Raw genomic sequence first — 14,634 nt, forward strand, 5'->3', positions numbered from 1 at the left:
TGAATAAATCTTAATAAATTACATTCTGTCTGCATTTTTTGAAAACACCTAAAGGTTCATCACTTTCCCAAATTGCTCCTAACAAAGCCACTCCATCTATTTCACTTTCAAAAACTTCATTGATATTATTTTCATTAATTCCTCCCAAAGCAATCAGTTTCACATTTGGATTATCTCGTTTTTTAATATCATTCAAAATATTCGAATTTTCACCATATCCTTTTTTAGAAATACTCGGAAAAACCGGACTAATAAATGCATATTCCCATTCTTTATTCAAGTGATTAAAACTTTCAATATCATGAACAGACGTTGAAATTATTTTATCTGTGAAAGATTGAAATAAACTATTTTGCCTGTCAATTTCCCTGAAATGAAATCTTGAGATATTAAAGTTTTCTGCTAAATCATAATGACTGTATAAAACCAATTGAGACTGAAATTTTGAATCTATCTTTTGAATAAAATCCGTCATTTCATTTTGGTTAATAAAAGGCTTTCTGATATGAAGCAAATCCAAACCTTCCTGAAATAATTGATTGATGATCTCAGTTTCATTTTGAACTTTATCTTCGGGAGTGATTACGATAATCATATATAAATTTCTTTCCCTTTTTCGATGAATTCCTGAGATTTATCAAACATTCCTTTTTCTGCAGATTCACGAATTTCCTGCGTAATTTTCATTGAACAGAATTTCGGTCCGCACATCGAACAGAAGTGCGCAATCTTCGCGCCGTCCGCAGGAAGTGTTTCATCATGATAAGATCTCGCCGTATCCGGATCAAGAGAAAGATTGAACTGATCTTCCCATCTGAATTCAAATCTTGCTTTACTCAAAGCATTGTCTCTGTATTGCGAACCAGGATGACCTTTCGCCAAATCTGCAGCATGAGCAGCCAACTTGTAAGTGATAACTCCAACTTTTACATCTTCTTTATTTGGAAGTCCCAAGTGTTCTTTCGGGGTCACATAACACAACATCGCGCAACCAAACCAGCCAATCATCGCTGCACCAATTCCGGAAGTAATGTGATCGTATCCCGGTGCAATATCCGTAGTTAAAGGGCCTAATGTGTAAAACGGTGCTTCATCACATATCTCCAATTGCTTATCCATATTTTCTTTGATCATATGCATCGGAACGTGTCCCGGACCTTCAATCATCACCTGAACATTGTGCTTCCAAGCAATTTTTGTCAGCTCACCTAAAGTTTCCAATTCGGCAAACTGTGCCTCATCATTTGCATCAGCAATTGAACCCGGGCGAAGACCGTCTCCTAAAGAAAAAGCAACATCATATTTTTTCATGATCTCGCAAATCTCTTCAAAATGAGTATATAAAAAGTTTTCTTTATGATGGAACAAACACCATTTTGCCATGATAGAACCACCTCTGGAAACAATTCCTGTCACACGTTTTGCGGTCAAATGAATATATCTCAACAAAACTCCGGCATGAATCGTGAAATATGAAACTCCCTGTTCTGCCTGTTCGATCAAGGTATCTTTAAAAATTTCCCATGTTAAATCTTCTGCAACACCTTTTACTTTTTCCAATGCCTGATAAATCGGAACGGTACCGATCGGAACCGGACTATTTCGGATGATCCATTCTCTGGTTTCGTGAATGTTTTTTCCGGTTGACAGATCCATAATCGTATCTGCTCCCCATCTGCAAGCCCAAACTGCTTTTTCAACTTCCTCTTCAATGCTTGATGAAACAGCACTGTTTCCGATGTTTGCATTAATTTTAACTAAAAAATTTCGCCCAATAATCATCGGCTCGCTTTCGGGATGATTGATGTTATTTGGAATAATTGCTCTTCCGGCTGCAATTTCGTCTCTTACAAATTCGGGAGTTATCTTTCTTTTCGGAGTTCTTGCTCCAAAACTATTTCCCGGATGTTGAAAAGCCATCTCTTTTGAAACAGAATCTAATTGCTCGATTCTTTGATTTTCTCTAATGGCAATATATTCCATTTCAGCAGTGATAATCCCCTGTCTTGCATAATACAATTGGGTAACCTCTTTTCCTTCTCTGGAAACTTTTGGCTGATGGTTATACGAAAAACGCAGTTCATCTAATTTTGAATTGGCAAGACGGGCTTTTCCGTATTCTGAGGTAATTCCGTCTAAAACTTCGACGTCATTTCTATCCAAAATCCATTGTTCTCTAATTCTTGGAAGTCCTTTTTCGATATTAATTTCAGAATTTTCATCGGTGTAAGGTCCTGAAGTATCGTAAATGGTGACAGGAAGATTTTCTTCTAAATTTCCGTTGGTTAATTTTGTCGGACTTAGTTGTATTTCACGCATCGCTACATTGATTGGGTGAATTTTCCCTTCAACATAGATTTTTTTTGAGTTCGGAAACGGCGAACGTGTGATTTTATGAGCCATAAAAATATTTTTTAACCGCCTTGAGTAGCAGTGATAATTAAAATTGAATCTTGGTTGTTGAGAATAGTTTCCGCCCAGAATGACTGCGGAATAATACGATTGTTGAGCGCTACGGCAATACCTTTTTTCTTTTCAGGTAATTCCATAGCGATAAGTGCTTCCAGCGTTTTGGGAAGTACATCAAAATTTCTTAGTGTGTGATTGATTGTGAGCTCCATTCCTAAATTTTTAAATATACTTTAGGAATGCCCATCATTGTACAATAGAATGTACAGCAAAGTCATCTCACTTTTTCCTACGCTAGTATGATCTAGAAATCAGGTTCAAAGGGTAAAGTCTCAGCCTGTTTTGTCAACAGACACCCCTAAAGTTGGGAGCGAAGTTAGACATTTTTTTAAAATGGACAAAATTTTTTGAAAGAGATGGGAGTTTAGAAGATTAAGCTTGGAAGCTTTAAGTGCTTGAAAATATTTTTGCCACGAAGACACGAATGTTTTTCATCTTTAACGTAATAATATTCGTGCATTCGAGGCTTATAAGTTTTTTAGAAGTTGAAATGAAATATTCTGCAAGCCCATACTTAAGATAATTTCAATACAAAAAAAATGGAAACAAGATGATCTCCAGTTTCCATTTTTTTACTTATTTCTATATTTAATATTTATTCTTCACATGCTCTCCAAATTGCGTCATTCTGCGGAACGGGAGCAACAATTGTCACCTCCTCTTTTGTAACAGGATGTATAAACTGAAGTTTTCTGGCGTGAAGATTTATTCCGCCATCGGGATTTGAACGGGGCGCACCGTATTTTAAATCACCTTTAATCGGAACTCCGGTTTTTGATAACTGTGCCCTGATTTGATGATGCCTACCGGTTTCCAAATCAATTTCCAAAAGCAGATAATTATCTAACGCTTTAATTACATTATAAGTAAGAATTGCTTCTTTTGCCCCTTCGGTCACTTTCGTAAAGACGATCGCTTTATTATTTTTCTCGTTTTTCTGAAGATAATGAACCAATCTTTGCGTTTGAGGAATCATTTCTTTAGCAACAACCGCCCAATACGTTTTCTTAATTTCACGGTTTTTCACCATTTGAGTTAATCTTGAAAGCGCTTTTGAAGTTTTAGCATAAATGACCAAACCAGAAGTTGGGCGATCAATACGATGTACCAAACCCAGAAAAACATTTCCGGGTTTATTATCTCTTTTTTTGATGAAATCTTTAATAGAATCAAGTAAAGGTTCGTCGCCGGTTTTATCGCCCTGAACGAGCTGCCCTACTTTTTTATTGATAACTAAAAGATGATTATCCTCAAAAACAATCTGCTCTTCCATAATACCTTAACGATTCTGTGATCTGCTTACAAAAGAAATAACAACTCCGCCTAAAAGACCAATCGTTTTTATGATGTTAAGACTTGAATCGATTGGTAAAAATGCGCCGATGATACACAAACCTGCCGCAGCGTACATAGGATACATAAATTTTGTGTGCATCAACATTCTTCCCTGCACGATAAAACTAATTCCAATTAAAATATAAAATAATCTTGCCGAAAGAAGATAGTTAATATTATCCGGGAAAATTTTAAACCAACCCGCTGCTAAACAAATGATTGCTAAAATTGATAAAATTCCTTGTGTTGCCTGTAAATTACTTTTCATTAATAGCTTTCATTTTGGTTAGGGAAATCAGCATTTTTCACGTCTTTCACGTATTGAGAAACTGCTCCTGTTATTTCTGTATATAAATCGAGGTATCTTCTTAAGAATTTTGGAGAGAAACCTTTATTCATTCCCACCATATCATGATACACCAAAACCTGTCCGTCACAATGAGCTCCGGCTCCAATCCCGATTGTTGGAATCGAAATGCTTTCCGTCACTCTTTTAGCCAAATCTGCTGGAATTTTCTCAAGAACAACTCCAAAACAGCCCAATTCTTCAAGCAATTTTGCATCGTTGATCAATTTTTCAGCTTCAGCTTCTTCTTTAGCTCTCACTTTATACGTTCCAAACTGATAAATAGACTGCGGCGTTAATCCCAAATGTCCCATAATAGGAATTCCGGCGTTGATTATTTTTTTAATCGATTTTGAAATTTCTTTTCCACCTTCAATTTTAATAGCGTGAGCACCCCCTTCTTTCATCATTCTAACTGCAGATTCTAATGCAATATCAGGATTACTTTGGTAGGTTCCGAAAGGTAGATCAGCAATTACCAATGCTCTTTCTACACCTCTTACCACACTTTGAGTATGATAAATCATCTGATCTAATGTAATAGGAAGTGTCGTTTCAAAACCCGCCATTACATTGGCTGCAGAGTCGCCGATAAGAATGGTATCAACCCCACCGGCATCAACCATCTTTGCCGTTGTAAAATCGTAAGCGGTAAGCATTGTTATTTTCTCCTTGTCGAATTTCATTTTTCGTAAGGTTTCTGTAGTAACTCTTTTAATTTCGGAATGAACAGACATAATGTATATGATTGTTTTAAGTTAAAAAGTCGGCTTTCGCCGACTTAGATATTTGAATTTTACAAAACTACGTGTCCTAGTTTCATTAATTTATCGTGGTTGAGAATTTTGATGTTTCTGCCGTCTACTTCGATGAGACTGTCCCCTTTAAATTCGGAGATCAATCGGATGGCACTTTCGGTAGCCGTTCCGATGATATTGGCAATTTCTTCTCTCGTCAAAGAAATTTTGATGAAACCTTCAGGATCAGTTCCTAACTTTTGTTCCAAAAGAATAAGGATTTCTGCCAATCTTTCTCTTACTGTTTTTTGAGCCAAGAAAGTAATCGTATTGGAAGACTCTCCCAATTCGTAAGATATTTTCTGAAGCATCACAAAAGATAACTGTGGATCTACTTCTAATAAGTCCATAAAAATATCTGCAGGTAAGAATGTGCATTCAACATCCGTCATTGCTTCAGCCTTTGCTTGAAAATTTTCTCCACACAACAATGCACGATATCCTATAATATCACCTTCTTTTATAAATCTAAGAATTTGATCTTTACCAAAAGATCCTGATTTGGACAATTTAGCAGCCCCTTTTTCTATTACGTAAACCCCTTTCGGAGTTTCGCCATCGTCAAAAACGATATCGTGTTTTTGAAAAACGAGTTTCTTTTTTGCGTTGATATATCTTTCATAATCAGTATTGGAAAGTCTTTCTTTAAAGGATTTATCATTAAAAACCCTCGCGAATCTTTCTTCAATAGCAATCTGTTGTTCCTGCGACATTGTAATATGACATTTATCACAAAAATAGAACATTTAAACTCTATAAACAAAAAAAAATGTTATAATTTTGTAAGTCAATAATTTATGAAGGTGAGCGAGAACTGTTTTCATTGCGGACAAGGGATAGAAAAAGAAAGAATTTCTTTTGACGAAAAAATTTTCTGTTGTACCGGCTGCAAATCTGTTTATGAAATTTTAAATACCAATAATCTCAGTAATTTTTACGAGCTAAACAAAAAAGCAGGAATCAGGCCTGAAGAAAACTCTTCTCAATTTGACTATCTTGACACCAAGGAAATTTTTGACAGAATTACAGATTTTTCTGAAGGCAATACAAGTCTTGTCACGTTCAGAATTCCGGTAATCCACTGTTCTTCTTGCATCTGGCTATTAGAAAGCCTACACACTTTACATAAAGACATTCACTATTCTCAGGTTAACTTTACAAGGAAGACCCTGCAGATTTCTTTTAACCATAACGAATTAAAATTAAGCAATTTAGCTAAATTCTTAACCAATCTTGGTTATAAACCTGCAATCAACCTTGAGACAGTTGACAAGAATGAAGATAATCTTGACAAATCTCTACTTATAAAACTGGCGATCGCAGGATTTGCTTTTGGTAACGGAATGTTTTTGGCCTTCCCGGAATATATTGGCGGAGAAGATTACTGGATGGAACATTACAAAGGTTTATTCAGAATCTTAATGTTTTTACTCGCTGTTCCGGTTGTGTTTTATTCTGCATCAGACTATTATAAATCTGCCTGGTATGGTCTAAAAAACAAGATCGTCAATATTGATGTACCAATTGTATTGGGAATTTTTGTTCTGTTTGCAAGAAGTATTTACGAAATCGCTACTGACTACGGTCCAGGATATTTCGACACCTTGTGCGGACTTCTGTTTTTTATGCTTTTAGGGAAAATTTTCCAGAAAAGAACGTACAGTTCGCTTTCTTACGACAGAGATTACAAATCGTTTTATCCAATTGCGGTTACCAAAGTTGATTTTAATGGTAAGCAAGAAAACATTTTACTTTCAGAGATTAAAATCGGGGATCGAATTTTAGTAAGAAATCACGAAATCATTCCCGTTGATGCTATTTTGATTAGCGGAAATGGTAATATCGACAACAGTTTTATTACAGGCGAAAGCGAAAGCATTTCTAAAAATCCAGGTGATAAAATCTTTGCCGGAGGAAAACAAATTGGCTCATCTCTCGAACTTGAAGTTATTAAAAACGTTGATCAAAGTTATCTTACCCAGCTTTGGAATAAGGAAGCTTTCAAAAAACATGAGACCGGACTTGACACCTTAATCAATGAAATTAGTAAATATTTTACCTTTATTATATTAGGAATCGCAATTGTTGCCGGAATTTATTGGTATTTTATTGATTTGGAAACGATGTTCCAGGTTATTTCTGCTGTTTTGATTATCGCTTGTCCTTGCGCTTTAGCATTGTCTTCACCATTTACTTTCGGGCACATTATGAGAATTTTAGGCCGAAATAAATTTTACGTAAAAGACACGATAACGATTGAGAAAATTGCAAAAGTTGACGCTTTAGTTTTTGATAAAACCGGAACGATTACACACCGGAAAAAATCAAACATTAGATATGAAGGTTCTGAAATTCAGGAATTTGATTTATTAAATATTAAAAGTTTAGTTAAAAACTCAAATCATCCGCTTTCAAAATCTCTGTATGAATTTTTGGAAGTACAAGACGACTATTTCCCTGTTGACAACTTTGAGGAAATCTCAGGAAAAGGATACGAAGCGAGCGTACGAGGAAATATCTATAAAATAGGTTCAGCAAAATACAACAATCAAGAATCGAAAAATCTTGAAACCGCAGTTTACATCAGCAAAAACAATGAGTTTATCGGAAAATTTATTTTTAAAAATGAATACCGGGAAAATCTTAGAAATCTGTTTACAAAGCTGACCAATTATAAAATCTTCATTTTGAGCGGTGATAATGCTTCTGAAGAAAACCAGCTTAAAGAGATCATTCCGAATTACAGCTCGATGGCTTTCAATCAAAACCCTGAAGATAAGTTGAACTACATTAAAGAACTTCAGGACAGAGGTTTAAAAGTTATCATGCTTGGTGATGGCTTAAACGATGCCGGAGCTTTAAAACAAAGCAACGTAGGAATCGCAATTTCCGACGACAGCAACAGCTTTACGCCATCTTCAGACGTCATCATGAACGGAGAAAAAGTATCGCAACTTGACCATTATCTGAATGTTTGTAAAGGCTCAATTACCATCGTAAAACTCACTTTTCTGATTAGTTTCCTATACAATGTTGTAGGTTTAACGTTTGCTGTAACCGGAAATATGAGCCCATTATTTGCAGCTTTAATTATGCCTGCAAGTTCGATTACCGTCATTTCATTCACCACGATTTCTACCTGGATTCTCGGAAGGAAGTATTTCAAAAAACAGCCTTAAAAGCCCTTATTTAGACTGATTTTAAATTAGAGAAAGCCCGTATTTCGTGATAATTGTCATTATTTTTCACTAATTTTGAACCCCGAAAATAGGTTAATTTTGTTGTCAAATGGATATTCTATATTTAATGATCTTATGCAGCGTTTCTTTGGCTGTAGTTTTTCTGGTCGTATTTATAGTTTTCGCCAGAAAAGGGCAGTTTGAGGACGATGAGTCTCCAGCTGTACGAATACTTTTTGATTCCGGTGAAGTAAAGGAAAAAGAAGAGCCTGGCAACAAAAACGATAAGGAAAAAGGAGATAATAATAAATTTGAAGAAAAAAGTGAATAGTTAATATGGAGACACAAAAGTTTAGTTATGACAACAGTATTGTTCGTGCATTCCTATACGCGACCATAGTTTTTGGAATTATAGGTTTCGTGTTTGGACTTACGGCAGCATTGATGCTTTTCTATCCTGAGCTTCCTGAGTTTTTGTTTGGAACTGACGATACAACAATCAACAGTCTTGCATCAGGAAACATACAAGGGTTAATCAATACCAACGGTGCGTTAGGGTTTGGTAGAATAAGAATGCTACACACCAATACGGTAATTTTTGCATTCGTATGTAATATTGTTTATGTAGGGGTTTACTACTCTACTCAAAGATTATTAAAAACAAGAATGTACAGCGATACTTTATCGTGGATTCATTTTTGGACATGGCAATTTATGATCGTTGCTACGTTTATCACATTCTTTATGGGGATCAACACTTCAAAAGAATATGCTGAGCACGAGTGGCCAATCGATATATTAATCGCAGTTTCGTGGATCATTTTCGGAGCGAACATGATTTTAACGATTGCAAAAAGAAGAGTAAGACACCTTTACGTAGCCATTTGGTTCTATCTTGGGACTTGGGTTGCCGTAGCGATGCTTCACATATTCAACAACTTAGAAGTACCTTTAACGTTCTCTGGCTGGAAATCTTATTCAGCTTATGCAGGAGCAAAAGATGCCATCGTACAATGGTGGTATGGTCACAATGCGGTAGCATTCGTATTGACGACTCCGGTATTAGGTTTAATGTATTATTTCTTACCTAAAGCTGCTGACAGACCTGTATTTTCATACAAACTATCAATCATTCACTTTTGGTCATTGATTTTCGTATATATCTGGGCTGGTCCTCACCACCTTCAGTATACTGCATTACCGGCATGGGCACAAGCAGTGGGAACTGGTTTCTCGATCATGCTTATTGCGCCATCTTGGGGAGGTATGCTAAACGGTCTTCTTACCTTAAGAGGAGCTTGGGATAAAGTACGAGAAAATCCTATTTTGAAATTCTTCGTAGTTGCAGTTACCTGTTATGGTATGGCAACGTTTGAAGGACCTCTTTTGGCAACAAAAAACATCAATAAAATTGGTCACTTTACAGACTGGGTTATCGGTCACGTACATTTAGGAGCATTAGGATGGAATGGTTTCATGGCATTCGGTGTTATCTATTATTTGGTACCGATCATGTGGAGAACCAAAATGTGGTCTGTAAAATTAGCTAACTGGCATTTCTGGTTGGGTACTTTAGGAATTATTTTCTATGCTGTCCCAATGTATATTGCTGGATTTACGCAAGGTTTGATGTGGAAACAATTCAACCCGGACGGAACTTTATTGTGGAAAAACTGGCTAGATACCGTTACCGCAATTATTCCTTACTTTAAAATGAGATTCGTAGGTGGATTATTCTATCTTTCAGGAGGTCTTTTAATGGTGGTGAATGTTTACATGACAATCAAAAAAGGATCTTTCCAAAAAGAAGTTCCTGCAGAGGCACCAGCTTTGGCTAACATCAGCAACAGACGTAAAGAAGGAGAAGGTCTTCACCTTTGGTTAGAAAGAATGCCAATCTTGATGACAGTTTTAGCATTACTTACTATTTCTATAGGTAGTATGGTAGAAATCATTCCTACTTTATCATTGAAGAAAAGTGTCCCTACAATTTCTGCGGTGAAACCTTATTCACCATTAGAATTAGAAGGTAGAGATTTATATATCCGTGAAGGTTGTAACGCTTGTCACTCGCAAATGGTAAGACCATTCAGAGACGAGATCGTAAGATTTAACGGTAAAAATGGACAGTACTCTAAAGCTGGAGAATTTGTTTACGACAGACCTTTCCTTTGGGGATCTAAAAGAACAGGACCAGATTTGCATAGAGAAGGTGGTAAAAACCCAAGTTCTTGGCACTATAAGCATATGTACAACCCAAGACAAACGTCTGCAGGTTCTATTATGCCACGTTACCCTTGGTTGATTTCAAATAATCTTGACCGTTCTCAAATGGTAGACAAAATCAAGTTTATGAAAAACACCTACGATGTACCTTATACAAAAGCTCAGATTGATACTGCAGATAAATGGGCAGATAATCAGGCTGCGAAAATTGTAAAAGATATCTTTGTAGAGGCAGCTGACCTTAAAGAAGCTTATGCTAAAAGACCTCAGGGAGAACTAGAGAAAAAAGAGATTATCGCTCTTATCGCTTATCTTCAGAGATTAGGTACAGACATTAAAACGACAGAAATAAAAACAGCTAGTAACTAATAATATTAAAAGCTTACTATGATTCCTCAAAACTTTAAAGATATATTATCCAATACTGAAAATGCAGGTTTGTATCAAACATTGGCTCTGATTTTCTTTATGTTGTTTTTCATAGCTTTGATAATCTATGTTTTTAGCAGGCCTAAAAAATATTACAAAGAAGAAGAGCACGCTCCACTTGGGGATGACGAAGATGATTTTAATTTAAAAAATTAAACTATTTATTATGAGACAAAGAACACCGGTTGTTGTAAACATTTTAATAATAACAGTATTATTAGTAATATTTTATTATTTATTTGTTCAGAGCTACTCGTTTTTAGCTTCACCATATTTCTGGGGAACTGTTGTGATCAGTGCTATTTTGGCATACATTCACAGCGCTATCGGAGATTTGATTGAGAACAATAAATTTAAAAAATTAACGGCTGAAGAGAAGTCTGCTTATTTAAATGAAAAGAAAATTCCTTTTCTTAGAAGACAATATGATGCAGCTTTCAAGAAGCAATCAGACACGCACGAAAAAGATATTCTTATCGACCACGGTTTCGATGGAATTATGGAATTAGATAATCAATTACCAAAATGGTGGTTAGGTTTATTCTATTTCGGAACTGTATTCTGTATCGTTTATATTTGTGCATATGCTTTTACAGATTTTGCACACCCAATAAGCGAATACGATAAAGAATATAAAGAACAAGAAGCTGCAATTGCAAAATATCTTGCAGATCAACCACCAGTAACAATAGAATCGGCAGTTTTCTCTGAAGATAATATTGCAGCAGGTGAAGAAATCTTCAAAACAAACTGTGTATCTTGTCACTCAGATGGTGGTAAAGGAGGTATCGGACCAAACCTTACAGATAATTTCTGGCACAACCAACCTGAAAAAACATTATTCAAAAACGTATTTCACGTAGTTGAAAACGGTGTTACAGGAACAGCAATGCAGGCTTGGGGTAAAAATGGAGTTCTTCCAGGAGGTGATATTGAAAAAGTAGCAGCTTACGTATACTCTATCAACCAGCTAAAAAAACCAATTACACCTAAAGAAGGAGGCGCACCACCATATGGTGATGAAGCTCATTGGGAAAAACAGTAATTAAAAAAAAATATAAAGCATATGAAAAACATAATTTGTTATTAGATAAAAATAGTAACGAATTATGTTTTTTCGTTTTTTAAAACCTAATATAAATGTCAAAAATAGATGAAGACATCGCTCGCGGTGGACAGGGGCAGGTTTTAGACCCTGAGACCTATAGAGATTCTATAGGCACAATGGAACAATCCGGGAAAAGAAAATGGGTTTTTCCAAAAAAACCAAAAGGTAAATACACCAATTACAGAAACCTCGTAAGTTATACGCTGCTAATTGTATATTTTGCCATTCCGTTTATTAAAATCAATGGAAATCCGTTCTTTTTATTTAACGTTATCGATAGAGAATTTTTTATTGCAGGACAGCCATTTTATCCGCAAGATTTTTTCATCCTTACACTAGGCGCTATTGCATCTCTTATTTTCATTATTATTTTTACGATTGCATTCGGAAGAATTTTCTGCGGGTGGATTTGTCCTCAGACAATTTTTTTGGAATCTGTCTTTCGTAAAATAGAATATCTGATTGAAGGAGATCGTAATAAGCAAATGAAGCTTGACAGACAAGAGTGGAATACAGAAAAAATCTGGAAAAGAAGTTTAAAGTGGTCGGTTTACGTTGTTATTTCTTTAATCATTACCCACTTTATGTTCATGTATATTGTAGGATATGAGCAAGTATTAGACATTATTTCTGAAGGGCCATTTACTCATCCTACCAACTTTATGGTGATGATTCTGTTTACGGCTGCTTTTTACTTTGTGTTTGCATGGTTCAGAGAGCAGGTTTGTACACTGGTTTGTCCCTACGGAAGATTACAGGGTGTTTTAATTGACAAGGAAACCATCAATGTATTCTACGATTATAAAAGAGGTGAAAACCGTTCTAAATGGAGAAAAGGTGAAGACCGAAAAGCAGCAGGAAAAGGAGATTGCATCGATTGTTATCAGTGTGTGGTAGTTTGCCCTACCGGAATTGATATCAGAGACGGGCAACAGCTGGAATGTGTAAACTGTACGGCATGTATCGATGCTTGTGACGAAGTGATGGAAAAAGTTGGTTTACCGAAGGGTTTGGTGCGTTATGCATCCGAAAAAGAAATAGAAACCGGCGCTCCGTACAAATTTACCGGAAGAATGAAAGGCTTTGCAGTCGTTTTGGTCTTATTGGTAGGATTTTTAGGATATTTACTCTCAAGTCGTGGCGAGATGGAAGCAAAATTCATTAAACCCGCTGGCAGTACTTTCTTTGTAAAAGACGGGAAAATACTCAATACATACAACTATACTTTCCTTAATAAAACAAACGACAAAAAAATTGTTACGATCAAAGTAATCGAGCCTGCCCATGCAGAAGTGGGGTACAGCTCATCGAGCAAAATTACTGTAGAACGTGACAAGATTTCTAAAGGGACGATCAACATAAGCTTTCCGGAATCGGAAATGAATCTGTCTAAACAAAACATCACTATCGGCGTTTATGATATGAAAGGAAAATTGATCGATTCTTATCAAACGTATTTCGAAGGACCTTTTAAATTACAGTTTTAAATTTTAAATTATGAAAAATTTCACTTGGGGACACGGTATTTTTTTAGCTTTAGCCTCATTTATTATATTTATTTTATCAATGATTTTTCTTTTTCCAAACGGACAGAAAAACTCTGAAATGGTGACCGACAAATATTATGAAGAAGAACTTCTTTACCAGTCTGTAATTGATGCTAAGAAAAGAGCAGACTTACTTGAAGAAAAACCGGCGTATTCTCAATCCGTTGAAGGAATTAAATTGACCTTTCCAGAAGGTATCGACAACTCAAATTCTGTGGTAAGTTTTGTCTTAAACAGATCTGATGATCAAAATTTGGACGTTAAAAAAACAGTGAAACTAGATGCTAATCGAGCATTCGTTATTCCCGCTTCGGTCTTGAAAAATGGTAATTATACTTTAAGACTCCATTGGATAAAAGATAAAATCGACTACAGACTCGATTATGACGTGATATGGAAATAGCATTGATTATATCCGCAATTGGTTTAGGCTTCGCATCCGGTTTTCACTGTATCGGAATGTGCGGTCCCATTGCGTTATCAATGGGTTTAACCAAAAAACAGGCTACGAATTACTATCTTCAAAATCTCACGTATCAGTTCGGGAGAATTGCCACTTATGCTTTTTTAGGTGCAATTTTAGGAATTGTAGGTCAGGGGTTTGAGATGGCGGGTTTTCAGCAATATCTTACGATTGGAGTGGGAGTTTTGCTGATCATCATGGCATTATTTTCATTTGGTGGAAAAGATTTTGCCTCAAAAATTCCTTTTATATCTAAATTTCTTTTTAAAGTTAAATCAAACCTCGGAAAACTGCTTCAGAAAGCAGATTACCGCTCAAGATTCACCACTGGTATTTTGAATGGATTTTTACCATGCGGAATGGTCTACATGGCTTTAACGGCAAGTCTTGCAAGCGGCGGAATTTGGCAGGGAGCTTCTTTTATGGCTTTATTCGGATTGGGTACACTTCCATTTATGTTCACGGTTGTTTTGGTAGGAAATCTGATGAACCAGGCATTTAGAACTAAAATTTTAAAAGCAATTCCTGTTGTAATGATTATCCTTGGTGGATTGTTTATTCTACGAGGTCTTGAACTTGGAATCCCTTACATCTCTCCGCCATCGGAAGCAATGAAGGTTTCTCCGGAACATGATGTGAATTGTCACAACACAGACCCTAATCATAAACATAATGTGGTAACGTGTCATTGATTTTGGTATTATAGTTCTGTTCATTATACAAAACAGAACATTA

At 35.9% G+C, this 14,634-nt stretch carries 15 protein-coding genes and 1 riboswitch; of the genes, 8 read left to right on the forward strand and 7 right to left on the reverse strand.

Annotation, left to right across the window (positions count from 1 at the left end):
- Positions 1–10: 10 nt before the first annotated feature.
- From OH814_RS12640 to OH814_RS12670, 7 genes are all read right to left on the reverse strand, one after another.
- Positions 11–595, reverse strand: a complete 585-nt coding sequence (locus OH814_RS12640; RefSeq protein ID WP_308828391.1) for a thiamine phosphate synthase — start codon at positions 593–595, stop codon at positions 11–13.
- On the reverse strand, positions 592–2,403 hold the full coding sequence (gene thiC, locus OH814_RS12645; protein WP_308828392.1) for a phosphomethylpyrimidine synthase ThiC: 1,812 nt from the start codon (positions 2,401–2,403) through the stop codon (positions 592–594). The genes OH814_RS12640 and thiC overlap by 4 nt, the downstream gene beginning before the upstream one ends.
- Positions 2,404–2,414: 11 nt before the next feature.
- Positions 2,415–2,621 (reverse strand): sulfur carrier protein ThiS, encoded by a 207-nt coding sequence (gene thiS, locus OH814_RS12650; RefSeq protein ID WP_074230369.1) that lies wholly within the window; start codon positions 2,619–2,621, stop codon positions 2,415–2,417.
- Between the two features lie 57 nt (positions 2,622–2,678).
- Positions 2,679–2,779: riboswitch (TPP riboswitch) on the reverse strand.
- A 285-nt stretch (positions 2,780–3,064) separates the two neighbouring features.
- Positions 3,065–3,745, reverse strand: coding sequence for an RNA pseudouridine synthase (locus OH814_RS12655; RefSeq protein WP_308828467.1), 681 nt, complete (start codon positions 3,743–3,745; stop codon positions 3,065–3,067).
- 3 nt (positions 3,746–3,748) lie between these two features.
- Positions 3,749–4,072 carry a hypothetical protein gene (locus OH814_RS12660; protein ID WP_279196901.1) on the reverse strand — a complete coding sequence of 108 codons (324 nt, stop codon included), beginning with the start codon at positions 4,070–4,072 and terminating at the stop codon, positions 3,749–3,751.
- Entirely contained in the window at positions 4,072–4,887 is an 816-nt protein-coding gene (gene panB / locus OH814_RS12665) for a 3-methyl-2-oxobutanoate hydroxymethyltransferase (RefSeq protein ID WP_115620930.1), read from the reverse strand. Before panB ends, OH814_RS12660 begins: the two co-directional genes overlap by 1 nt.
- A gap of 59 nt (positions 4,888–4,946) precedes the next feature.
- Complete coding sequence (locus tag OH814_RS12670; RefSeq protein WP_074230373.1) at positions 4,947–5,660, reverse strand: Crp/Fnr family transcriptional regulator; 714 nt, start codon at positions 5,658–5,660, stop codon at positions 4,947–4,949.
- Positions 5,661–5,750: 90 nt separating this feature from the next.
- Here OH814_RS12670 and OH814_RS12675 point away from each other — a divergent pair, with 90 nt between their 5' ends.
- The 8 genes from OH814_RS12675 to OH814_RS12710 all read left to right on the forward strand — a co-directional run bounded on the left by OH814_RS12675 (position 5,751) and on the right by OH814_RS12710 (position 14,591).
- A complete protein-coding gene (locus OH814_RS12675; protein WP_308828468.1) occupies positions 5,751–8,126 on the forward strand; it encodes a heavy metal translocating P-type ATPase metal-binding domain-containing protein in 2,376 nt (791 codons plus the stop codon).
- Positions 8,127–8,235: 109 nt separating this feature from the next.
- Positions 8,236–8,457 carry a cbb3-type cytochrome oxidase assembly protein CcoS gene (ccoS, locus tag OH814_RS12680; protein ID WP_076561988.1) on the forward strand — a complete coding sequence of 74 codons (222 nt, stop codon included), beginning with the start codon at positions 8,236–8,238 and terminating at the stop codon, positions 8,455–8,457.
- A gap of 5 nt (positions 8,458–8,462) precedes the next feature.
- Positions 8,463–10,721 carry a cytochrome-c oxidase, cbb3-type subunit I gene (gene ccoN, locus OH814_RS12685; protein WP_076561989.1) on the forward strand — a complete coding sequence of 753 codons (2,259 nt, stop codon included), beginning with the start codon at positions 8,463–8,465 and terminating at the stop codon, positions 10,719–10,721.
- A gap of 18 nt (positions 10,722–10,739) precedes the next feature.
- Positions 10,740–10,937 (forward strand): cbb3-type cytochrome c oxidase subunit 3, encoded by a 198-nt coding sequence (locus OH814_RS12690; RefSeq protein WP_076561990.1) that lies wholly within the window; start codon positions 10,740–10,742, stop codon positions 10,935–10,937.
- A 10-nt stretch (positions 10,938–10,947) separates the two neighbouring features.
- The gene (locus OH814_RS12695) at positions 10,948–11,826 is read left to right on the forward strand and encodes a cbb3-type cytochrome c oxidase N-terminal domain-containing protein (RefSeq protein WP_076561991.1); all 879 of its coding nucleotides are present in this window, start codon (positions 10,948–10,950) and stop codon (positions 11,824–11,826) included.
- A gap of 95 nt (positions 11,827–11,921) precedes the next feature.
- A complete protein-coding gene (ccoG, locus tag OH814_RS12700; protein WP_308828393.1) occupies positions 11,922–13,376 on the forward strand; it encodes a cytochrome c oxidase accessory protein CcoG in 1,455 nt (484 codons plus the stop codon).
- A gap of 10 nt (positions 13,377–13,386) precedes the next feature.
- A complete protein-coding gene (locus tag OH814_RS12705; RefSeq protein WP_308828394.1) occupies positions 13,387–13,839 on the forward strand; it encodes a FixH family protein in 453 nt (150 codons plus the stop codon).
- The gene (locus OH814_RS12710; protein WP_308828395.1) at positions 13,830–14,591 is read left to right on the forward strand and encodes a sulfite exporter TauE/SafE family protein; all 762 of its coding nucleotides are present in this window, start codon (positions 13,830–13,832) and stop codon (positions 14,589–14,591) included. Before OH814_RS12705 ends, OH814_RS12710 begins: the two co-directional genes overlap by 10 nt.
- Positions 14,592–14,634: the final 43 nt, after the last annotated feature.

This window comes from Chryseobacterium sp. CFS15, assembly GCF_031118795.1.
Taxonomy (GTDB): domain Bacteria; phylum Bacteroidota; class Bacteroidia; order Flavobacteriales; family Weeksellaceae; genus Chryseobacterium; species Chryseobacterium indoltheticum.